Annotated in this window: 19 protein-coding genes; 15 read left to right on the forward strand and 4 right to left on the reverse strand. The window is 58.7% G+C overall.

What is annotated here, in order from left to right:
* On the reverse strand, positions 1-723 hold the full coding sequence (locus tag PYR65_RS23160) for a FadR/GntR family transcriptional regulator (protein WP_244490129.1): 723 nt from the start codon (positions 721-723) through the stop codon (positions 1-3).
* A 569-nt stretch (positions 724-1292) separates the two neighbouring features.
* On the opposite strand from PYR65_RS23160, the gene PYR65_RS23165 reads away from it, so the two are divergent.
* From PYR65_RS23165 to PYR65_RS23195, 7 genes are all read left to right on the forward strand, one after another.
* Entirely contained in the window at positions 1293-2813 is a 1521-nt protein-coding gene (locus tag PYR65_RS23165; RefSeq protein WP_276121760.1) for a sugar ABC transporter ATP-binding protein, read from the forward strand.
* Positions 2814-2923: 110 nt separating this feature from the next.
* Positions 2924-3994, forward strand: a complete 1071-nt coding sequence (locus PYR65_RS23170; protein WP_276121761.1) for an ABC transporter permease — start codon at positions 2924-2926, stop codon at positions 3992-3994.
* Positions 3995-4203: 209 nt separating this feature from the next.
* Positions 4204-5211, forward strand: a complete 1008-nt coding sequence (locus PYR65_RS23175; protein WP_060637469.1) for a sugar ABC transporter substrate-binding protein — start codon at positions 4204-4206, stop codon at positions 5209-5211.
* Positions 5212-5310: 99 nt separating this feature from the next.
* Positions 5311-6546: an LVIVD repeat-containing protein gene (locus tag PYR65_RS23180; protein WP_276121794.1), complete on the forward strand. Its 1236-nt coding sequence runs from the start codon at positions 5311-5313 to the stop codon at positions 6544-6546.
* Between the two features lie 50 nt (positions 6547-6596).
* Complete coding sequence (locus PYR65_RS23185; protein WP_276121762.1) at positions 6597-7979, forward strand: FAD-dependent oxidoreductase; 1383 nt, start codon at positions 6597-6599, stop codon at positions 7977-7979.
* A gap of 152 nt (positions 7980-8131) precedes the next feature.
* Positions 8132-9160: a four-carbon acid sugar kinase family protein gene (locus PYR65_RS23190; RefSeq protein WP_276121763.1), complete on the forward strand. Its 1029-nt coding sequence runs from the start codon at positions 8132-8134 to the stop codon at positions 9158-9160.
* 3 nt (positions 9161-9163) lie between these two features.
* Positions 9164-9874 (forward strand): FadR/GntR family transcriptional regulator, encoded by a 711-nt coding sequence (locus PYR65_RS23195; RefSeq protein ID WP_060637466.1) that lies wholly within the window; start codon positions 9164-9166, stop codon positions 9872-9874.
* Between the two features lie 24 nt (positions 9875-9898).
* Here PYR65_RS23195 and PYR65_RS23200 read toward each other — a convergent pair whose 3' ends face one another.
* From PYR65_RS23200 to PYR65_RS23210, 3 genes are read right to left on the reverse strand one after another with little or no spacing between them, the layout of a single operon-like run.
* Positions 9899-11017: an iron-containing alcohol dehydrogenase gene (locus tag PYR65_RS23200; protein WP_276121764.1), complete on the reverse strand. Its 1119-nt coding sequence runs from the start codon at positions 11015-11017 to the stop codon at positions 9899-9901.
* A 4-nt stretch (positions 11018-11021) separates the two neighbouring features.
* On the reverse strand, positions 11022-11978 hold the full coding sequence (gene pdxA / locus PYR65_RS23205) for a 4-hydroxythreonine-4-phosphate dehydrogenase PdxA (RefSeq protein ID WP_276121765.1): 957 nt from the start codon (positions 11976-11978) through the stop codon (positions 11022-11024).
* Positions 11975-13171, reverse strand: a complete 1197-nt coding sequence (locus PYR65_RS23210) for a sialidase family protein (RefSeq protein ID WP_276121766.1) — start codon at positions 13169-13171, stop codon at positions 11975-11977. The genes pdxA and PYR65_RS23210 overlap by 4 nt, the downstream gene beginning before the upstream one ends.
* Positions 13172-13563: 392 nt before the next feature.
* Here PYR65_RS23210 and PYR65_RS23215 point away from each other — a divergent pair, with 392 nt between their 5' ends.
* The 8 genes from PYR65_RS23215 (at position 13564) to PYR65_RS23250 (ending at position 22327) form a co-directional block, all read left to right on the forward strand.
* The gene (locus PYR65_RS23215; protein WP_407951353.1) at positions 13564-15054 is read left to right on the forward strand and encodes an ABC transporter substrate-binding protein; all 1491 of its coding nucleotides are present in this window, start codon (positions 13564-13566) and stop codon (positions 15052-15054) included.
* Between the two features lie 87 nt (positions 15055-15141).
* On the forward strand, positions 15142-16056 hold the full coding sequence (locus tag PYR65_RS23220) for an ABC transporter permease (RefSeq protein WP_276121768.1): 915 nt from the start codon (positions 15142-15144) through the stop codon (positions 16054-16056).
* Between the two features lie 10 nt (positions 16057-16066).
* Positions 16067-16990 (forward strand): ABC transporter permease, encoded by a 924-nt coding sequence (locus tag PYR65_RS23225; RefSeq protein ID WP_276121769.1) that lies wholly within the window; start codon positions 16067-16069, stop codon positions 16988-16990.
* The gene (locus PYR65_RS23230) at positions 16983-18599 is read left to right on the forward strand and encodes an ABC transporter ATP-binding protein (protein WP_276121770.1); all 1617 of its coding nucleotides are present in this window, start codon (positions 16983-16985) and stop codon (positions 18597-18599) included. Before PYR65_RS23225 ends, PYR65_RS23230 begins: the two co-directional genes overlap by 8 nt.
* A 35-nt stretch (positions 18600-18634) precedes the next feature.
* On the forward strand, positions 18635-19531 hold the full coding sequence (locus PYR65_RS23235) for a dihydrodipicolinate synthase family protein (protein WP_276121771.1): 897 nt from the start codon (positions 18635-18637) through the stop codon (positions 19529-19531).
* Positions 19528-20496 (forward strand): phosphoglycerate dehydrogenase, encoded by a 969-nt coding sequence (locus PYR65_RS23240; RefSeq protein WP_276121772.1) that lies wholly within the window; start codon positions 19528-19530, stop codon positions 20494-20496. The genes PYR65_RS23235 and PYR65_RS23240 overlap by 4 nt, the downstream gene beginning before the upstream one ends.
* Positions 20493-21548, forward strand: a complete 1056-nt coding sequence (locus tag PYR65_RS23245) for an Ldh family oxidoreductase (protein WP_276121773.1) — start codon at positions 20493-20495, stop codon at positions 21546-21548. The genes PYR65_RS23240 and PYR65_RS23245 overlap by 4 nt, the downstream gene beginning before the upstream one ends.
* A 17-nt stretch (positions 21549-21565) precedes the next feature.
* Positions 21566-22327, forward strand: coding sequence for a 2-keto-4-pentenoate hydratase (locus PYR65_RS23250; RefSeq protein ID WP_276121774.1), 762 nt, complete (start codon positions 21566-21568; stop codon positions 22325-22327).
* The last annotated feature ends 1 nt before the right edge of the window (position 22328 follow it).

Consider the following 22328-nt stretch of genomic DNA (forward strand, 5'->3'; position numbering starts at 1 on the left):
TCAGACGGACTCCTTGTTGCCGTCCGTGACGCTAAAGGGGCGCGCCGTCCTGACGCTTTTTCCTTCATCGACCGCAAGGCTGGTATCGTGGATGCGCAGGATATGCTCTGAGAAAGCGGCCGATACAGCATCGGGGTTGCGCATTTTGAGCGCGCGAACGATGAACCGGTGGTCCTCCAGGCTCTTTTCGATGGCGCCAGGCTGGGCCATGGCAATGCGCCGGTGGTCAAGCATATAGGTATAGAGATCGACGACGAAATCGGCGAGCAGCCGGTTCGATGATGCGTAGTAGATCGTTAGATGGAATTCCCGGTCACAGATGAGAAAGCGGACGGGATCATTGCAAGCCATCTGCTGGGCCGCGATGGAATCCTCCAGCCGCCGGATGTCGTCATCGCTGAGATGCTTGGCCGCGTCGGCAACCACGGCCGTTTCGACCAGAAGGCGGGCGGCGTGGACAGCATCCAAACTATAGCCGTTGATCGACGTGGGGTTGGTGACGCCGATTCTTTGGGTGCTGACCTCGACGTCTACCCTTGCCACCCGCGTGCGTGCGCCTTGTGATACCTGGACGATACCTTCGGCGGCCAAGCGTTGCACCGCGCCGCGTACGGTTTCGCGGCTGACCATCAGCATTGTCGCCAGTTCGCGCTCGCTGGGCAGTTCGTCACCCACCTGCAGGATACCCGAAGCAATCATGGAAACGATCTTGTCGCGGATCATTTCTTTGGCGGTCTGCTTGTGGATTGTTTCATGTAAAGGAGAAAGCGGCGCTGACATATGCTCACCAACAACTGGACTGTTCGTTGGACCAGTTAAACCAAAGATTTGCCGCTGTCACGTGTAAAAAAATAAATTCGCGAGTTCCACTTCCAAAAATATCGCATCATGCGGCGCGAACGCGAAGCCGGTTTCCCTGTCGTGCGGAAACGTTTCCTGGAAAATTTTTATCTATCAAATATTTGTATTTTCATAATTAATGCCATTTTGTTGCAGATGCGAAAGCAGCGGCCGTTTTGACGCGGAAGCCGCATACTTCCCCGGCCTCGAAATTTCCATCGCATCCTTAACCTGAATCGTGTCAGAGCGGCCCCCGCAACGAAAAATCAACTGGTCCGCTATAACTACCAGTTGACAAGCCGATAACGGAACAATAGCGTGCCGGTCATTGCAGCGAACGGGTCATGCTCTTTCGGTTTGCATCTGTTTTCTGGAGGAGCCGGTGATGGGTGAGGGAGGAATTCGATGCACGTGATCGCCAGAGGCAAGTGTGCCCTTTCCGGGTGGATGTCATGAGCGCTGCCGGCAGCGTTGCTTTGGCCGTGCATGACGAGGCACCGCGCCTCGTGCTGGTGGCACGCGGGATTACCAAGTCGTTTCCCGGCGTTCTGGCGCTCGACAATGTCGATTTCGACGTGCGTTCTGGAGAGGTCACCGCGCTGCTTGGCGAAAATGGTGCCGGCAAATCCACTCTGATCAAGATGATGGCGGGCTTTTATGCGCCGGACAGCGGCGAGATCACCGTTGATGGCGCGGTTCTGCATGCCGATCCTTCGTCTGCGCACCATATTGGCGTCGCGACCATTCACCAGGATGCGCATCTCGTTCCGGCCATGTCGGTGGCGGAAAACATCATGCTTGGCCGCTGGCCGACGCGCTATGGCTGGCTGCAGATGCGGCGTCAACGGGATAAGGCCGCAGCCGCGCTTGCGCGCGTTGCCCCGCATCTCAACCCATCGACACCCGCTGGGCGTTTGTCGTCCGCAGACCAGCAACTCGTCGAGATCGCCAGGGCGATCTCCGAGGATTCCAAAGTGCTGATCATGGACGAGCCGACCACGTCGTTGTCGCCACCCGAAATTGACCGGCTCTTTGCGGTTGTGGATGATTTAAAAAGCAAGGGCATGGCTATCGTGTTCGTGTCCCATTGGCTGGATGAGGTTTTCAGGATCGCCGACCGCGTGACGGTGCTGCGCGACGGCCGCCTTGTCGGCAGCCGGCCGATTTCGGAACTCGATCATGACAAGGTCATCCGGATGATGGTCGGCCGCGAGGTTCGCGATACCGTCATCAGCAAGCGGCCCGTCGGAGATGTCGTTTTGAGGGTCAGCAATCTTTCTCGCGACAATGTCCTCAGCAATATTTCTTTCGAGGTGCGGGCCGGTGAGATCGTTGGGATGTCCGGCCTCGTCGGGGCAGGCCGCAGCGAGCTTGCTTCCTGCATCTTCGGTATCGACCCGTATGACAGCGGTTCAGTCGAGATCGGCGGTGATGCGATCCGCCCCAATGATCCCAAGGCCGCCATCGAGGCCGGCATCGGCCTAGTCCCGGAAGACCGCCGGCGGCAGGCGCTGGTCGGCTTGATGAGCGTCAAAAGCAATGTGACTCTCAGCCTGCTCGATCGCATCTCCAGCTTTGGTTTCCTCAACATGGCCAAGGAGCAGCAGATCGCTGATCGCGAGATCCGGGCGCTGGCGGTCAAGACGCCGTCTTCGAACACGCGTGTTTCGACCCTGTCGGGCGGTAACCAGCAAAAGGTGGTGCTCGCCCGCTGGCTGGCGCGTAAGCCTAAACTTCTGATCCTCGACGAGCCTACTAAGGGTATCGATGTCGGAGCGAAATCGGAAATCAGCGAACTGATCCTGCGGCTGGCCGAGGGCGGGATGGCGATTTTGCTGATCAGTTCGGAACTGCCGGAAATATTGACGCTGACCGATCGTGTCCTGGTGATGCGTTCAGGCCGGATTTCCGCGTCGCTGACACGGGAAGAGGCAACCAGCGAAACGATCATGAGCTTTGCCACAACCGGGTAGGGCACTGCCCTTTCGGGACGGTCCGAAGGCATAGACATATTCATAGCGTGGTGCCTGCATGTCTGCATCCCGGCGATGCGCGCAGTGACCCCATCAAGGAGAATGAAGGAATGGCAGTGGAGAATACACCCATGACCGATCTCGTGCCGCGACGATCCGGCGGACTTTCGGCCTTGCGCGGCAGGCTTTCGCTGATCGACCTCGTACAGAGCCTTGGCCTCATGGCGGTCATCCTGCTGGGCAGCCTGGTCATGACCACGCTCAGCCCGGTTTTTGCCACGATGCGCAATATCGAGAACGTGCTGCAATCTGCAACCATCATCGCTGTTGTGGCAATCGGTCAGACCTTCGTCATTCTGGTCTCCGGCATCGATCTGTCGGTTGCCTCCGTTCTCGTCCTGTCGTCGGTGCTTTCCGTTGGATTGGTCCAGTTTCAGGGCTTTCCGCCCGAGATCGCTATCATCGCCGCACTTGTTGCGGGGTTGGGCGTTGGCATGATTAATGGCCTCGCCGTAACGAAGCTCAGAATACCGCCATTGATCGCAACACTTGCGACGATGACGATTGCGCGCGGTTTTGCCTACATCTATTCCGGTGGCACCAATATTGCGCCCGTGCCAAAGATTTTCGTCGAACTGCAGGCAAGCCGCATCTTCGGTATTCCCGGCGTCATTGTCCTGACACTGGTGCTGGCCGCCATTGCCCAGGTCGTCCTGTCGCGCACGCGATTTGGCCGCTCCGTCTATGCCACCGGCGGCAATCCGCTGGCTGCACGGCTCGCCGGCATCAAGACGGAACGTGTCATCATCGCAGCCTTCATGATCTCGGGGCTCATGTCGGCGGTTGCCGGCCTGCTGATCACCGCTCGCTTCGAGGCCGGTGCGGCAACCGCTGCCCAGGGTATGGAACTTGCGGTGATTGCAGCAGTCGTCATCGGCGGTGTCAGCCTGTTTGGGGGTGAAGGCAATATGGGCAGCATGCTGCTCGGCGTTCTGCTGCTCGGTCTCGTGCAAAATGCCGTCAATCTCCTGAACGTCCCGCCGAACTGGGACTCGGTGGTGAGCGGACTGGTCATTGCCGCCGCAGCAGCCCTCGATGTCTACCGGCGAAATTATCTGGAGGCGGGCATGCGCAAGAAAGTGATCGCAACGAAAGCCGGCAAACAGCCCAAGCCGTCCTAGCAGAACAAACATGATGGCAAGGTGCAGGGGCGGATCGCCGCATCTGTGAAGCAGGCCGGTGGGACGCGTTGATGGAGAACGCCTGGCCTGATCCTTGAACGTGCCTTTTCGCGACAGCATCGACAATACCTCATGGCCGGAAGCGGCCCATGGCGGAGGTCTGTTGCCTGTCAACCGGAAGCAGTGGTCCAATTGGGAGGAGAAAAACCATGGATATCAACACAACAATAAAGACGACACGACGGACTTTTATGAGCCTTGCTGCAGGTGCAGCGGCACTCACAATCGCAGGCGTTGGTTTCGGCTCAGCCGCCTTTGCCGAGGACAGCGCACTGAAGGGCAAAAGCCTCGCCTATATCGCCTTCGGCCTGCAATACGAATACCAGGTGACGCTGGTCGATCACGTCAAGAAACTGGCAGCCGAAAAGGGCATGACCATCTCGGTCTATGACGGCAAGGGCGATGCCAGCACCCAGACAACACAATTGCTCGACGTGGTCAGCAAGCAGCCGGACATCATCCTGCTGAACCCGGTCGACGCGACGCTGCTGCAGGGCGGGGTGCGCAAGGCAAATGAATCCAAGATCCCGTTGTTCATGCTGGAAAACCTGCCGCCGGAAGGGGAGTGGGTCGCCTATAATACCTTTGACGATGTTGCCGGCGGTGCTGCCGCAGCCGATGCCGTGGCGAAGGTCACAGGCGGCAAGGGGCTGGTGCTGGAAGTACGCGGCGCGATTGGTTCCGGCCAGTCGGAAAAGCGCTACAAGGGTTTCCACGATCAGATGGACGCAAAATATCCGGACATCAAGATCGAAACCCTGAAAGCCGAATGGACCGCCGACAATGCACAGACGCTGACCGTCGATGCGTTCACCCGCGATCCGAATGTCTCGGCGATCTGGGCGCACAATGATGAAATGATCCGCGGTGTCGTCTCGGCGCTCCGCCAGATCGACCGCCTGAAAAAACCAGGCGAAGAAGGACACATTCCGGTCATCGGTTTCGACGGCACGCCGCTCGGCCTGCAGCGTATTCGCGAGGGAACGCAGGATGCCGACGTCGGTCAAAATCCGTTCTCGATGGGCTCTTCGATCGTTGGCGAAATGGAAAACCATTTCGCAGGCAAGCCGGTTGCCAAGGAAACGCTGATCCAGCCGGTGATGATCTGGAAGGAAAACGTCGACAGCAAGGACAACTGGGGCAACATGGTCAAGTGATCTGACCCCGATGAACAACAGGGGTGCGGCCCGCCGCATCCCTGATTTCTGCCGAATGCGATTGACGATCAGGAGCTTGCAGTGAACACGACAGATATCATGACGCCGGACCATGCCCGCAACATGCGCCTCATCGGGCACAGCGACCAGGGCGGCCGTACCGATGGGATCCAGGTCATGGTGGAGAACGGATTCGCCTATATCGGCCATCTTTTCAGTCAAGGGTTCTCCATCGTCGATGTGCGGGATCCGAAGAACCCGAAGCCGGCCGGTTATGTGGCTGCCCCGCCGAATACCTGGAATGTCCACCTGCAGGTGGCCGATAATCTGTTGCTGGTGATTCACGGCAAGGACGTCTTCGCCGATGCTGCCTTTGCCGATGAGGCGAGCTACTACAAGGCATCCGCTGGAACAGCGCTTGGAACAATAGCGCCAGCGAGCGCCCGTAATTGGGACGCTGGCCTTGCCGTCTACGATATTACCAGCCCCGGTCAGCCGAAGCGGATCGGCTTCCTGCCGGTGTCAGGCGGCATTCACCGCATCTGGTACACGGGCGGCCGCTGGGCCTATGTTTCGGCCTTGCTCGACGGCTACACGGATTTCATCTTCATGACCATCGACATGTCCGATCCGTCGCATCCGCGCGAGGCCGGGCGTTATGCGCTGCCGGGGATGAACCAGGCCGCAGGTGAAAAGCCCTCATGGGACGCGAACCGTAAGTTCGGATTGCACCATGCGCTCGTCAACGAAGATATTGCTTGGGGCGCCTGGCGCGATGCCGGTCTGGTCGTGATGGACGTCGCCGATCGCGCCAATCCAAAACTGATCAAACATGTCAATTGGTCGCCGCCGTTCCAGGGTGGGACGCACAATTGCCTACCGCTCGCCGATCGCGATCTGCTGGTTGTGCTGGACGAGGCTGTGCTCGACGATTTTGAGGACGGCTTGAAGAATATCTGGATTTTCGACGTCAAGGATCCGGCCAATCCGGTGCCGGTTTCGACCATGCCGCCGCCAATGGATGCGGATTATCCGCACAAGGGCGCGCATTACGGCCCGCACAATATCCACGAGAACCGGCCGGGAACCTTCCAGAGTTCGACACTGATCTTTTCGACCTGGCAGAATGCCGGGGTCCGAGTCTTCGACATCGCCAACGCCCGACAGCCGAAGGAGGTCGGGGCTCTGGTGCCGCCGCCGCCGCGCTCGATGATGGACCAGCGTCCCGGCAAGAAGCCGATCATCCAGACCTGCGACATCTTCGTCGACAAGACGGGCCTCATCTACGTAACCGATTACAATGCCGGTCTCTACATCATGGAATTCAACGGGTAAGGGCAGGGCAGACGCTCGCCATTTCCATCGCATCTGAAAGGACTACTCCCATGAACCTCTTCGGCTCGTATGATGTCGTTGTCACCGGCGCCGGTTCCTCCGGCATCGTCGCTGCCATCCGCGCGGCGCGCGAAGGCGCAAAGGTCCTGCTGCTTGAAGGCACCGGCTTTCTCGGTGGCCTGATCACCGGCGGCAGACTGACGAAGCCGACTGGGCTGATCAATTCGCCGATTTTCCACGAAATGCTTGACCGCTGCGTCGGCTATAAGGGGGCAGACGGCCGCGTGCGCGAATCCTACTGGGGCAAGTATACCGGGACCTTTGATGCCGAAGTCATGCAGCGCGTCATTATCGAAATGGTGGAGGAGGCCGGTGTCGAAGTGCTGCTGAGGGCCATGGCCGTGCAGACGGTGATGAAGGACAATGCAGTTCACGGGTTGATCATCCGCACCAAATCCGGCGAGAGCCTGGTACTGGGCAAGGCATTCATCGATGCGTCTGGAGATGGCGATGTCGCAGCCCTTGCAGGGGCTGAGTTCATGCTTGGCCGTGAAGCCGACGGGCTGACGCAGCCGATCACTTCGTATTTTCGCGTTCTGAACGTCAATGTTCCGGCACTGATCGCCGATTGTGAGGCAAACCGCGCTGACATGTGGGAAGTCGTCTATCCGAAGGAAGCCGGCAATCGAAATGAAGATTATGCGATGGCCGTTTTGCTCACCGGCTTCCAGCAACGCATCAAGGACAAGGTGGCGGACGGCTTCGATTGGATCATCCCGAAAGACCACATCACCATGAAGACGGGTCTGATCCCCGGCGAGATCAGCGTTAACGTCACCCGCTTCCAGGGCAACGGACTGGACGACCGCGATCTCAGCAAGGCGGAAATCGAAATCCGCAAACAGGCTTATTGCGCCTTCGACTTCCTGCAGCGCTTCGTCAAAGGGTTTGAGGATGCGATCTTTCTTGAGGTCGCGCCGAAGCTCGGCATTCGCGAAACCCGCCGCATCACCGGAAAATATACGATTACTGAAGCCGATGTTCGCGGCAATGGCCGGTTCGACGATGCCATCGGCCTTTGTAATTCCCCCGTCGATGTACATGAGCCCGGCGGCAGCCGAGCCATCATGGATCACGTCGGCATCGGCTATGGCATCCCCTATCGCACGATGATCCCGCTCAAGATCAACAACATCATCATCGCCGGCCGCTGCATTTCGGCTGATGCCATCGCCTTCGGTTCCACCCGGAATGTCCCTGCCTGCACCATGACCGGCGAAGCGGCTGCGATCGGTGCCGCTTTGGCTGCACGCCGTGGCGTGCCGACCTCTGAAATTGCTGTCGGCGATATTCAGGCGCGGCTGCGCGAGCTCAAGGTCTGGCTCGGGACCCCAGGCGAGGACGTGCCTGATGTGCTGAAGCAGGCTGGTTAAACGCCGAAGGCAACGCAGTCGAGCGCCTTATATTGATTGCTTTCCGTGTTCGGCGGAAGAAGCCAAGTTGATTTGTAATCTTATTCCTAAACTCGTTGACATTTCAATGAGAAATGGGGAAAATAAGATAACAACATTATCTGGGGCGCGGTATGCTGGCCATTCTTGCTGACGATCTGACGGGTTCGTTGGATTCTGCGGCGCCGTTTGCGGCGCGCGGTATGCATGTGGAAGTGGCATTAGGCGTCAGCGCAATTGCACAAGCGCTCGACAAAAACCCGCAGATTCTGTCGATCAATCTCGCATCTCGCGAGGGCGGTGCTGATGCCGCCCGCCGGCAGATTGAGGCTGCGGTCGCAGCCGTGCCGGCCGGAACACGTTTCTTCAAGAAGTTGGATTCACGTCTCAAGGGTCATATTGCTGCCGAACTGGACGCCATGCCCTTTAAGACCGCTCTTGTCATTCCCGCAATTCCGGCCTTCGGACGCATCGTCAAAAACGGCTGCGTGACGGGATTTGGTGTCGATCGGCCCATATCCGTTGCCGGCAGGCTGGGTTCGCATGCGGCGCGTGCCAAAATCCCCGACATTTCGACGCATGATGAGATGGTTGGCTCGCTTATGCAGGCGGAGGCAGACGGCATCGACTTGCTCGTTGGAGCACGCGGCCTCGCCGAGGCGCTGGCTGAGCGGATGAGTGGAAATGCCCCTTCAGTTGCCGCCGATGTTCCCGTGGGGCCGGGCGTTTTCGTCATTGGCTCGCGTGATGACATCACGCTGGCCCAAATCGATGTTCTATGCCGCGATGAAACCATCCGCCATTTGAAAGCGCCGGATGGTCGCCTTGACGGCGTCAAGGCGGATGGCAGCACCTTGACACTTGTGCAGGCCGTTCCGGGCGAAGGGAACGTCAGTAGCGAGCAGGTATCGCAGGCTCTTGCAGAAAGCGTCTGCCCTTCCTTGACAGACGGCGCATCGACGATTCTTTTTGCCGGTGGTGCGACCGCAGAGGCAATTTTGAAAAAGATGGGGATCGCAGGGTTTCGCCTGCTGGGTGAATGCTTGCCAGGGCTGGGCTTGGCGCATGCGCAAGGGCATTGCATTATCGCGAAATCCGGTGGATTTGGACAGCCGGACACGCTCAAAGAAATTGCAGGCCGAATGCGCCACAAGACGGGATAGGACATGGGACTGGAGACAGGAACAGCACGCAGGAGCTTGGGCGATCTCGTTTTCGATCGCATGTACCGTGCGATCAAGTCCGGTGCCTACAGGCCGGACGAGCGGCTGCCGACGGAACACGATCTGGCAATCGAATTCGAGGTGTCCCGGCCGATCGTCAGGGAAGCGCTGCGCCGGTTGCGAGATCAGGGGTTTATTTACTCGCGGCGCGGCGCTGGAAGCTTCGTTCGTGCTGTCGGCATGCGGGAGCCGCTTGGATTCGGCACCCTGGAAAACGTTGCCGACCTGGTGAATTGTTACGAGTTCAGATTGACCGTCGAACCAGCGGCGGCGGCAGCGGCGGCGGAGCGTCACGATGCGGCCACACTCATTGCCGTCCGCCAGGCATTGGAACTCATGCGCGACGCCACCAATCGGCAGTCCCACCGCGAGGATGCGGATTTCCAGTTCCATCTGGCCATCGCCCGCGCAGCCCATAACAGCTATTTTTTCACCGCGATGGAAGCGCTGAAGGATCATATCGCCGTCGGCATGCGGTTCCACGGGGCGTCGTTGAAACGTGAAACCGCCGGCCTTTCACGCGTTTTCGACGAGCACGAGGCGATCGCCGATGCCATCACAGCGCGTGACGGCCCAAAAGCGCACCAGCTGATGCTTGATCACCTGGTTGGTTCGCGCGAGCGCCTGTTCAAATCGAACAAAAGCCCCGGCTGAGCCAGGGAATCTGTGACAACGGTATCAAAACGCCGCCTGATAGACATCAAGAACGTCGTCCAAGCTCATGTCGATAGGGTTGTTGTCCATCAGACGGCGATTGGCATGCGCTTCACTGGCATAAAGCGATAGATCCTCTGTTTTCGCGCCGTGGGCTGCCAGAGACATCTCGATGCCGAGGTCACGGCAGAAGCCATGGGCCGCATCGAGCAGATGTTCCCCGGCGAGATCTTTGCCCAGCCCCAGTGCTGCCGCCACTTCTGCAGTCTTTTCCCTCGCTACCGTTTGATTAAACGCGAGGACGTGCGGAAAGATGATGGCGTTCGCCAGGCCGTGTGGCAGGCGAAGGCGCGTACCGAGCGGGTAGGCGATGGCATGGCCCGCAGCCGTGTTGACGGGTCCAAGGCAAATGCCACCATAGTAGGAGGCAAGCATCATGCTTTCGCGGGCTTTTGTATCGGTCCCATCCCTGACGGCACGCGCAAGATACTTGCCGACAAGCCCAAACCCCATGCGGGCAAAACCGTCAATCATCGGATGCGCCCGGCGGTTGGTAAAGGCTTCGACACAATGCGCCATCGCATCGACGCCGGTGGCGGCGGTCACTGCCGGCGGTACGGAATAGGTCAATTCCGGGTCGAGGACAGCCAAATCGGCGATCATGTGCGGGCTCTCGACCGCGATCTTGGTGCCTTTGCCGGGATCGGTTATCAGCGAACGGATACCTGCTTCGGAGCCCGTGCCCGCTGTGGTGGCGACCTGGCCGAGGCGGGTCCGGCGGCCGGTGACCCGGTTGGGGCCGGCAACGTCTGCAAGTGTCTGTTCGCTGTCCCACAGCACGGCGACGAGCTTGGCGACATCGAGCACCGAACCGCCACCAAGGCCGATGACGAGGTTTGGTTTGCATTGTCTTGCTGCAGTGAGGGCGGCGTCCAGTGTCGTGGTGTCCGGTTCGCCAGGAATGGCATCGAACAGGGTGATACGGCCGGACAGTTTGAGCCCGGGAACGAAATCGGCGGTAATCGGCGTTGCGATGACAAGGACCGATTTTGCATCGGCGGCCCAGGAACCAACATCGCCGATGGTGCCTGCCCCGATGGCGAGCCGGCGCGGTTGATGGAGCGTGATGGGAGCGATGGTCATGATATCATCCTCGCTTGCCGGGGCCGGACGCCAACTTGCGGGCATAGGCGATTGCGGAATTCAAGTTGCCGTGATCGGCAATGCCTTTGCCGGCAATGTCGAAGGCAGTGCCGTGGTCGACCGAGGTACGGTCGATCGGAAGGTCCACCGAAACGTTCACGGCCGTATCAAAAGCCACGAGCTTGACCGGTATGTGACCCTGGTCGTGATACTGCGCGACGACGAGGTCGAAGGCGCCCGCGTAGGCGCGGTAAAAAAGCGTGTCTGCGGAAATCGGACCATAGGCATCGATGCCTTCGGCGCGTGCAGCCGCGACAGCGGGCGCAATCTGGTCGTCGTCTTCGGTGCCAAACAAGCCGTTTTCGCCGCAATGCGGATTGATGCCGGCGACTGCGATGCGCGGGGCCTCATAGCCGGTGCGTTTCAGATGCGCGTTACCGGCCCGGATTGTCGCTAGCACCCTCTCCGTCGTGGAACGGCGGATGGCTTCCTGGAGCGACACATGGGTGGAAACGTGGATGACTTTTAAACGCTCCGAAGCCAGCAGCATGTACGCGGCCGTCGATCCGGTAAGGCTGCGCAGCATTCCTGTGTGGCCGTCATAGTGATGGCCGGCAAGATTGAGCGCTTCCTTGTTGATCGGTGCCGTGACGATACAGCCGATGACACCGGATTCCGCGTCGCGTACTGCTTTCTCGATAAACCGGAATGCTGCGTCGCCCGCCACAGGGCTGAGTTTCCCCCAGGGCAAAGGAGCGCCTTCTATCGGCAGATCGACGACATGGGCGGTGAGATCGATATCAAGACCGAGCGCTTCGCGCGCTGTCTCAAGGGTTATAAGATTGCCGTAGATCCGGATGGTCTTGCGCTCTTCAGCCGTCATGCCGGCAAGAGCGCGCACCGATATTTCCGGACCGACACCGCAAGGGTCGCCCATGGTGATTCCGATGATATTGCTCATAACAGTCTCCTTGCGTCGGCACGGTCCCAGCCAGGAGCCAGGCGAACATATTTAATCGCGCGTCGGTGATAGGTGTACGCGAGGTGCAGGGCGCCATCCATGCCTTCCAGTAGCCAGGGATAGGACATTTCCTTGTTGCGTCCATCGGTGGAATTGTTTGAAAGGCAGGTGCCGGGACCGTCCTCGATCAAAATCCGGTCCGGAAAGGTCCGCCCGCCATCCGACGACAGGCACAGTGCCACCGGAGCGCGGGGTACGCCCCAGACCGGGACGCAACCGCCGGTGGGGTCGGCGTCGGGCCGGGCGTCGTTTTCTCCGAGCTCATCATAAAGAGATGCCCGGCGGTCCGCAGATTGCGCCGCGCTGATAGGGTTGCAGACCATCGCCAGGCGGCCATCGAGAAGGCGGATTGCAGCGATGGAAGAGTTGTTGTTCGGGACATCGGTCGCTTGCGGAGCCGACCAAGTGCGGCCACCGTCATTGCTTTGCGTCCGATAGACAAAATCCGCTTGGCGCCGTCTGAACAAGGCCGCAAAACTGCCGTCATCGATCTCAACCGGTGACATGTGGACGCAGCCGGTCGATTGGTCGACATCCTCCAGCGTCCAGGTCTCGCCACCGTCCAGCGATAGGCCGACGGCGGCCGTATCATGGCTGCCATTCCATTTCTGGTTCGGACGCTGGATACAACGGAAGATCGGTAACAGCCAGGCGCCATCGTCCCGGATTACGAGCGGCGCGCGCACGAAGCACCCCTGCGGCAGGTCGAGATAGCGGCCCTCTGCTGCAGTCAGCGTTGTCACATCTGGACCACCGCGAAAGATTTCAGCCATTCTTATCCGGCATTCGTCCTGATTGCCCGACGGTTGCGATGTGTGAAAGAGCCATAGTCTTCCGTCCGGCGCGGCGAAAAAAACAGGGTTCTGTTCGGAGCGGGCGGTATCGAAGCTGAGGCGCTGGGGCGAACCCCACTGCGAGGCGCCTTTCGGCAGAACTGATGCGAAGACCGAAATATCCGATTTTCCTTCCAGCGTGCCGCCGAACCAAGTGCACGCAAGCGCGCCATCGGCGAACATGTGAAGAAATGCGGCATGGTTCTGAATCATCGGCGACGGCAGAAAAGCTTCTTCACGGCCGGGGGACGTATGACTGATGAGGCCATCCATGCGGCTGGCGATGTCTTTAGGTGTCATTGGTCTCCTCCTGTTGCAATAGAAATTCTTGAAAACTTCAAAGTTGTCAAGTTTATTGATGTTATTTTAATCGGAAGATTTTACGTATAAAAATATTAAAATATTGATTTTCCATATTAAAAATGGAGATTTCTTGGCAAATAAAATTTACATAGTGAATTAATTTGACAAACTTGGGTGAAAGGTAGATGTTTTGGGCGATCGGCAAGAGGATGCCGGAAGACTGGTGTGACTGCGCTCGTGGCTAAGCGGCTTTGCTGTCGCGGGAAAACACGTTGCACTGATGACCCTAGTTGAGCGGGCTTATCTGTCGTGCAGCGTTTGTTGCAAGATCTGGAAGAACCACAACAGCTTGACCGGAATTTTAATAGGGAGGAAATGCCGTGAAGAGAATGATTTTGTTGGGGACCCTGATCCTAGGATCAGCCTTGTCGCCGGCGCATGCCGGATCAAGTTCGATTAAGATCGTTCTGCCGGAGGAGGCAGACTTGCTCGAGCCTTGCATGGCTACACGCTCGAATATCGGACGCATCATCCTGCAGAACGTGAATGAAACGCTGACAGAGATCGATGTGCGCGGCAGCAAGGGCGTCATGCCGCGCCTGGCAGAAAAATGGGAACAGAATGCAGACGGCAGCTGGCGTTTTCATTTGCGCCAGGGCGTAAAATTCTCTGACGGCACGACCTTCGATGCGAAAGACGTCAAGCATAGTTTCGACCGTGCCATGAGCGAGAAAATCACCTGCGAGTCGCGCCGATATTTCGGCGGAATGAAGGTCGAGCCGACGGTTGTTGATGACTATACGATCGATTTCAAAGCCGATCCGGTCCAGCCGATCCTGCCGCTGCTCATGTCGCTTGTCACCATTGTACCGGAAGAAACGCCGATTGAGTTCATCCGTGAGCCAATCGGCACCGGCCCTTATAAGCTGACCAATTGGACGCCTGGCCAAGAGATCGTCCTGAGTGCCCGCGATGACTATTGGGGCAAAAAGCCCGAAGTAACGCAAGCTACCTATCTCTTTCGCGCCGATCCCTCCGTTCGTGCAGCAATGGTCCAGACCGGCGAAGCCGATCTGTCACCCTCTATCTCACAGCTTGATGCGACCAACCCGGCAACCGATTTTTTCTATCTCGACAGCGAAACGGTTTACCTGCGTATCGACCACAATATCGCACCGCTGAACGACGTGCGCGTTCGCAAGGCCCTCAATCTCGCTATCGACCGCCAAGCCTTTATCGGAACGCTTGTGCCGGACGGGGCGGTTCTGGCAACGGCGCTTGTCCCGCCGACCACGCTTGGCTGGAACAAGGATGTCAAGGTGTTCCCCTTCGATCCTGAACAGTCAAAAAAGCTGCTTGAGGAAGCAAGGGCAGCGGGCGAACCGGTTGATACGCCAATCACGATCATTGCGCGCACGGCCAATTTCCCGAATATCACCGAAATCATGGAGGCGATCCAGGCGCAGTTGCAGGATGTTGGCTTCAAGGTGGAATTGAAGTTTGTCGAGGTGGCCGAGCACGAGCAATATTACTCAAAGCCCTTCAAGGAAGGCCGTGGTCCGACCATCGTTGCATCCATGCATGACAACTCGAAGGGCGACCCGTCGTTCACGATGTTTTTCAAGTATGCGACGGAAGGCACTCAATCCGGCTTTTCGGATCCCAAGGTCGATGATCTGATCAAGCGCGCGTCGGCAGCTGTCGGGGATGAACGTGCAAAGCTTTGGTCCGAACTTTTTGCCTACCTGCATGACGACGTGGTTGCCGACGTCCTGCTTTTCCACATGGTAGGCTTCTCACGCGTTTCAGAGCGGCTGGAATTCAAGCCGACGATCGCGACGAACGGAACGCTGCAGCTTTCTGAGATAAAAATAAAGTAATTGTTCCGTGGCGGGCTATTCTCGTCGTGCACAACAGCAATCGAGGTGGCGGACCTAATCCGCCGCCCAGATCCCCTTGAGGATGCCATGCTGAGATTTATTCGACAACGTGCTGTGGCCAGTCTGATCTCTCTTGTCGGACTGCTCGTCATGGTCTTCTTCCTCTCGCGCCTGACAGGCGATCCGGCTGCTCTGTTTCTGCCGGTTGAGGCGTCTGCGGAGATGAAGCAGCAGTTTCGCGAACTTCATGGCCTGAATGATCCTCTTTTGGAGCAGTTTGGCCGTTATGTCGGTGACGTCGTGACCGGCGATTTCGGAGAATCGTTGCGCAAGGCGCGCCCGGCGCTGGATATCGTGCTTGAAGCCTTCACCTGGACGCTTTGGCTTGCGCTGATCACCATGTCTCTGGTGACCGGTTCTGCAATCGTCGTCGGCTCCCTTGCCGCGTTCCGTGCCGGTGGCTTCTTCGACCGTTTCTCGTCACTGATTTCGCTTGTGGGTGCGTCCGTTCCCGATTTCTGGCTGGCCATCGTTGCGATCGTGGTGTTTTCCGTCAATCTCGCCTGGTTGCCGACCTCCGGGACAGGGTCACTGTTGCACTGGATCCTGCCGATCTCGGTCCTTTTCATCCGGCCGTTCGGCATTATCGTCCAGGTGGTGCGAGGCTCGATGATCGGAGCGCTCTCTTCAGCCTATGTGAAAACGGCGCGCGCCAAGGGCGTCAAATCCGCACCCATCATTTTCGTGCACGCGCTTCGCAATGCTATGCTGCCCGTCATTACCGTCATCGGTGACCAGGCCGCCGGTTTGTTGAATGGCGCCGTCATTGTCGAAACGATTTTCGGTTTTCCGGGCGTCGGCAAGTTGATGATCGACTCCATCCTGCAACGGGACTTCAATGTCGTGCTCGCCGCCATCCTCGTCACGGCACTGGCAATCTTCCTCATGAATGTACTGATCGATATTGCCTACGCGCTGCTCGATCCGCGCATCCGGCATTGAGGAGCCTATCATGACCCTTCAGACCTCAGATACGGCCATCTCAACGGAACCGCATTTCGCCAAGCGGATGTTGCGCATGCTGCTTGCCGACAAGTTCGCGCTGTGCGCTGCCATCTTCCTGCTGCTGATCATCGTGCTTGCCATTATCGGTCCGAGCTGGATCGGTGACCTTGCGACCAAGCAGAACCTGCGCGGCCGCAATGCCGCCCCCTTCGATTGGCAACGCGGCTGGGTGTGGTGGATGGGCGCGGATGCCTTGGGACGGCCACTGTTTGCCCGCATCATCGTCGCCACTCAGAACACACTGATGGTGGCCGCCGGCGCGGTGCTGCTCTCGGCCATTGCCGGCACGGTTCTTGGATTGATCGCTGGCTTCTCATCGCAGCGTGTCAACCAGGTAATCATGCGAATTGCTGACGTCATCATGTCGTTCCCGTCGCTGTTGATCGCTGTCATCGTCCTATACATTCTCGGATCGTCGATCCTCAATCTGATGCTGGTGCTGTCGATTACCCGTATTCCCGTCTATCTGCGCACGACGCGGGCAGAGGTGCTGGAAATCCGGGAGCGGATGTTCGTTCAAGCCGCCCGTGTGATGGGTGCCTCCAACAAGCGCATCCTATTCCGCCATATTCTTCCGGTGGTCCTGCCGACACTGACGACGCTTGCGACACTTGATTTCGCCTATGTCATGCTAGCGGAAAGTGCGTTGTCCTTCCTCGGCATCGGTATTCAACCGCCGGAAATCACCTGGGGTTTGATGATCTCGCAGGGCCGCCAGTATCTCACCAATGCCTGGTGGTTGTCCTTCTGGCCAGGTCTCGCCATCATCTTCACCACCATGTCGCTCAATCTTTTGTCCAACTGGCTGCGTATCGCGCTCGATCCCGTACAGCGCTGGCGCCTTGAAATGAAGGGACGCAAGAATGGCTGAGCATCTCCTCGAAGTCCGGAACCTCTCCGTTGAATTCTTTACGGCAACCGGCGTGGTAAAAGCGGTTCGCGACATTTCCTACCATCTCGACCGCGGCGAAACGCTGGCTATTCTCGGCGAGAGCGGTTCCGGCAAGTCGGTGTCCTCGGCTGCGATCATGAACCTGATCGACATGCCGCCCGGCCGCATCAGTTCCGGCGAAATCCTGCTGGATGGCGTCGATCTCCTGACGATGTCAGAACAGGCGCGCCGCCAGGTGAATGGCCGCCGTATCGCGATGATCTTTCAAGATCCGCTCAGCCATCTGAACCCTGTCTATACCGTTGGCTGGCAGATCCGTGAGGCATTGATCACCCATGGCTCTGGTAAGGCGCAAGCTCACGCCGAAGCGCTTCGCCTTGTCTCGCGCGTCGGCATTCCGGACGCGGAGCATGCGCTGGACAAATATCCGCACGAATTTTCCGGCGGTCAACGTCAGCGCGTCATGATCGCCATGGCGCTCGCTCTGAAACCGGACCTTTTGATTGCCGACGAACCGACGACGGCGCTCGATGTGACGGTTCAGGCCGAGGTTCTTGCTCTCCTTGAGGAGTTGCAGGAGGAAACCGGCATGGGCGTGCTGATCATCACGCATGATCTGGGTGTCGTTGCAGAGATAGCGGACCGGGTCGTCGTCATGGAGAAGGGCGTGCTGGTGGAGGCCGGTACGGTCAGTGCGGTCTATAAGAATCCTCAACATCCCTACACGAAGAAGCTGATCGCCGCCGCTCCCGGTAAAGGCGCCATGCATGCCGCGACGGTACGCAAGGAGCCGGTTCTTTCGGTCCGTGACGTGCGCAAGACCTATGGAGCTTTCCAAGCACTCAAGGGTGTTTCCTTCGATCTTATGCCGGGCGAGACGATGGCTGTCGTCGGCGAGAGCGGTTCAGGTAAATCCACGCTCGCCCGCATCCTTTTGAGACTTGACGAACCCGATAGCGGCAGCGCGCATTGGAAGGGCAGGGATCTGTTCACCCTGCCGCCCGGCGAACTTTATAAGTTGAGGCGCGATCTGCAGATGGTCTTTCAGGACCCAACCCAGTCCCTCAACCCGCGCATGACAGTCTATCAGCTGATTTCCGAAGCTTGGGTGATCCATCCCGACATTCTGCCCAAATCGAAGTGGCGGGGTCGCGTCACAGAGCTTCTCGTTCAGGTGGGTCTCGGTCCCGAACATATGGGACGCTATCCGCATCAGTTCTCCGGCGGCCAGCGTCAGCGTATCGCTATCGCCCGCGCTCTCGCGCTCGAGCCGCAGCTTATCATATGCGACGAGGCCGTGTCAGCGCTCGACGTTTCGGTGCAAGCGCAGGTCATTGCGCTTCTCGACAAGCTGCGCGCAGAAATGGGCATCGCCTTCATCTTCATCGCCCACGACCTGCCCGTGGTCCGCGACTTCGCCGACCATGTCATGGTTATGCGCAAGGGCGAAGTCGTCGAACTCGGCACGGTGCAGACGGTATTTGGCGCACCGCGCGAAGACTATACCCGCGCCCTCCTTGCTGCCGGGCTAGATCCCGATCCCGATGTCCAGGCCGCCCGACGCGCTGCCCGGATGGAACATGCTTGATCACCGCTTTCGAAGCGGAAACTGGAGTTGAATGAATGACCAAGAACGCTTTTGTCGCCCTCGTGACCTGTTTCAACGAAGATGAGACGATCAATTATGAGGCGACCCGCCGTCAGGTTCGCCGGCAGGTGGCCGCCGGCAACAACATCATGTGCGCCGGCACCAACGGTGATTTCACGGCGCTGACGCATGCGGAGAAGATTCGTCTGACCGAAGAGGTCGTCGATGAGGTTGCAGGCCAGGCGAAGGTCATCGTGAATGCCGGCATGCCGGCGACATTCGAGACGATCCAACTGGCCAAAGCGTTCGACCGAATCGGCGTCGATGGCATTGCGGTCATCACCCCGTTCTTCATCGCCTGCACGCAGGACAGTCTGATCCGGCATTTTTCCGCCGTGGCCGACAGTGTCACGACGCCGACCTATCTCTACGACATCCCGGCGCGGACGCAGAACCACATCGAGCCGGAAACCGCGGCCAAGCTTGCGCTGCACGGCAATATTGCTGGTATCAAGGATTCGGGTGGCGCTCAGGAAACGTTGGCGGCTTATCTGCAGGTCTCGAAGGAAACCCCCGGCTTCGACGTCTATTCGGGCCCCGATCATCTCGTGCTGTGGTCGCTACAAAATGGCGCCGCAGGCTGCATTTCCGGTCTTGGAAACGCGCTTCCACATGTCCTGGCCGATATTCTCAAGGCATTCGATGCGGGTGACCTTGCTGAGGCCGAGCGCCAGCAGGCGATCTATACCGCCTTCCGCACGGACCTCTATGCGCTCGGCTTTGCGCCCGCGATGGTGAAGCGCTCGCTTTACCTGCAGGACGCGTCCGTTGGCGCGAGCCGCCAGCCTGCGCTGCTGCCGAGTGCCGAGCAGGATCAGAAGATCGCCGCAATCCTGCAGAAATACGACCTTCTTCCGGGAAAGTCTGCATGAGTATCGTGATTGCGACGACGTCGCCTGGCTTCGGCCGCCACGGCCGGGTGCGCGAGCTTTTGGAGGAAACCGGCTGGACCATCATCCGCTGCACGGACAACGAAGTTCCTGACGGCGGCCTGTCGAAGCACATTGAAAATGCCGATTTTCTAGTCCCCGGTCTGCTGCCAGTCAACGCGGCAACGATCGCACACGCGCCCAAGCTTCGAGCCGTTTTAAAACATGGCGTGGGAACCGATAACATTGATATTCCAGCCTGCACGGCAAAAGGCTATCCGGTCACGAACACGCCGGGCGCCAACTCCAATGCCGTTGCGGAACTTGCCGTCGGAATGATGTTTGCGATGGCGCGCAATATTGCATCCGGGCATATGAGCGTGGTTTCCGGCGGCTGGGATCGCCAGCCCGGAACGGAAATCTCCGGCAAGGTTCTGGGGATCGTGGGTCTGGGCAATATCGGCAAGTTGCTGGCAAAAAAGGCGATCGCGCTCAATATGGCTGTTGTCGCCACCGATCTCTACCCTGACCGCGCCTTTGTCGCCGAGCATGGAATAGAGATCCTTGAATTGGAGCAATTGTTAGCGCGTTCCGACTATGTATCGCTCCATGTTTTCGGCGGCACCGGCAATACGGCCTTGATCGACGCGGAAAAGCTGGGACTGATGAAGCCGGGAGCCTGCCTTCTTAATCTCGCCCGTGGCGAAGTTGTTGATAACGACGCTCTCGCCAACGCCCTGTCCGAGGGACGCCTTCGCGGTGCGGCGATTGACGCTTTCGTCACCGAGCCACCGGATGTATCGCATCCTCTGTTTGCGCTTCCGAACGTCGTCTTCACGCCGCATAGTGGAGCCGATAGCCTGGAGGCTTTCGAAAATGTGGGCCTTATGGTGATCAGGGATATCCAGGACTTCATCGCTGGACGACGCCCGGCACATGTTCTCAATCCGGAGGTTTTCACCCGATGACCACCCCCCGCTACGCTTCAGACACGCTGTTCGATTTTGCCCGCTCTCTCTTTTCTGCCGCTGGTCTGGATGCCGAAAAGGCAACCGCCGTTGCGACCTATCTGCTGGACGCCGACCTGATGGGTCATTCGACCCACGGTTTGGCACTCGCGGGCTGGTATCTGCAAAGTATTGCCGATGGCATCATGACGACGCATGGTTCTTTTGAGGTTGTCAGCGATCGTGGCCCGGCTGTCTGCTGGGCCGGGAATCGGCTTCCTGGCGCCTGGCTGACCTCCGAGGCTGTCAAGCTTGCCACCGAACGTGCCGGGCAGTTTGGCACCGCGACCATCGTGATCGGCAATAGCCATCATATTGGCGCGCTGGCGGCCTATCTGCCCATCGCGACGGCCAAGGGCATGCTCGTGTCCATCGCATCCTCTTCTCCATCCGGTGCCCAGGTCGCGCCTTTCGGTGGCCTCAAGGGGCTTTACACGCCGAACCCGGTCGCTCATGGCATTCCAACGCCCGATGGTCCAATCCTTATCGACATTTCCGCCTCCATCACGACCGTCAATATGGCGCAAAGGCTGATCCGCGAGAGCAGGCAATACGATGAAGACTGGCTGATGGATGCTGAGGGGCGGCCTTCGCGAGACCCACGTGTTCTTGAAAAAGGCGGCACGCTTCTGCCAACGGGCGGTCTCGATCACGGACAAAAGGGATATGGCATGGCGCTCATCGCGGAAGCGATGACCCAGGGGCTCGCCGGCTTTGGCAGAGCGGATGCACCGAAGGGAACCAATGCTGCAGTCACCGTTCAGGTATGGGATCCGACGGCGTTTGGCGGCACAGATGCATTTCTCAAGCAAACTGGCTGGCTGGCCGACGCATGCCGCGCCAATCCACCGCGTCCAGGCGTCAGCAAGGTGAGACTTCCGGGCGAAGCTGCATTGGCACGCAAGCGGGCGGCTTTGGAAAACGGCGTTGCGCTTCACCCTGGCATCATCGACAGCCTCGTAGCCCATGCCGAACGGCTGGGAATCGCAATGCCGTCTGAAACACAAGACTGACACTTATGGAGGCCCGCTTGCCAAACGCGATCAACACCGGCGATCTCGCGAATACCCTTTACACCCTGCGAACCGGCGGGCAATCAAACCCGACGGCAAACTTCGTATTGCCGTCAAATCTGGCAGAAGCAATGGAAGTCCAGCACGCTCTTGCCAGGCTGGAAGGCGCGAGCGATACGGCGTGGAAAGTTGCAATGTCGCCTGACCAGCATGCGGTGATGGCCCGGCTGTATCCATATGTCGAGACGGAGCTTGAGGCGCAGTTGCCGTATTTGCCCGGTATGAAGTTCGAGTTGGAACTGGCGCTCCGGCTCGGTCGTGAACTCCCCGCGCGTACGGAGCCGTACTCCCGCACAGAGATCGTCGAGGCGGTGTCGCATGTTCATATCGGTGCCGAACTCCTTTCGTCGGCTGTCACGGACGCCGGGAAGGTCTCGTTTCCACTCTATGTCGCCGACAGGATCGGCAACCGGGGTTATGCGCTTGGGCCGGTTGTAGCGAAAGTGTTGCTCGATACGATCGAGGGTACCGAAACGCATATCACGCATGACGGCGCACCCCTCTTTTCACAGCCTGCGAAACATCCCGCAGGCGATCCACTCGCCTGGCTTCTCGCCTATGCCAACGATCCCTCGAGCTCCAACAACATTCTCCGAGCCGGGACGGTGATTACCACAGGAGCACTGACCGGCGCGATGCTGCTGCCAGGGCCGGGTAGGGTCGAGGTTCGGCTGGCGCAGGACTATGCGATCAACGTGACGCTGACGGCGTCAAGTTGAG

This window comes from Pararhizobium qamdonense (assembly GCF_029277445.1).
GTDB lineage: Bacteria > Pseudomonadota > Alphaproteobacteria > Rhizobiales > Rhizobiaceae > Pararhizobium > Pararhizobium qamdonense.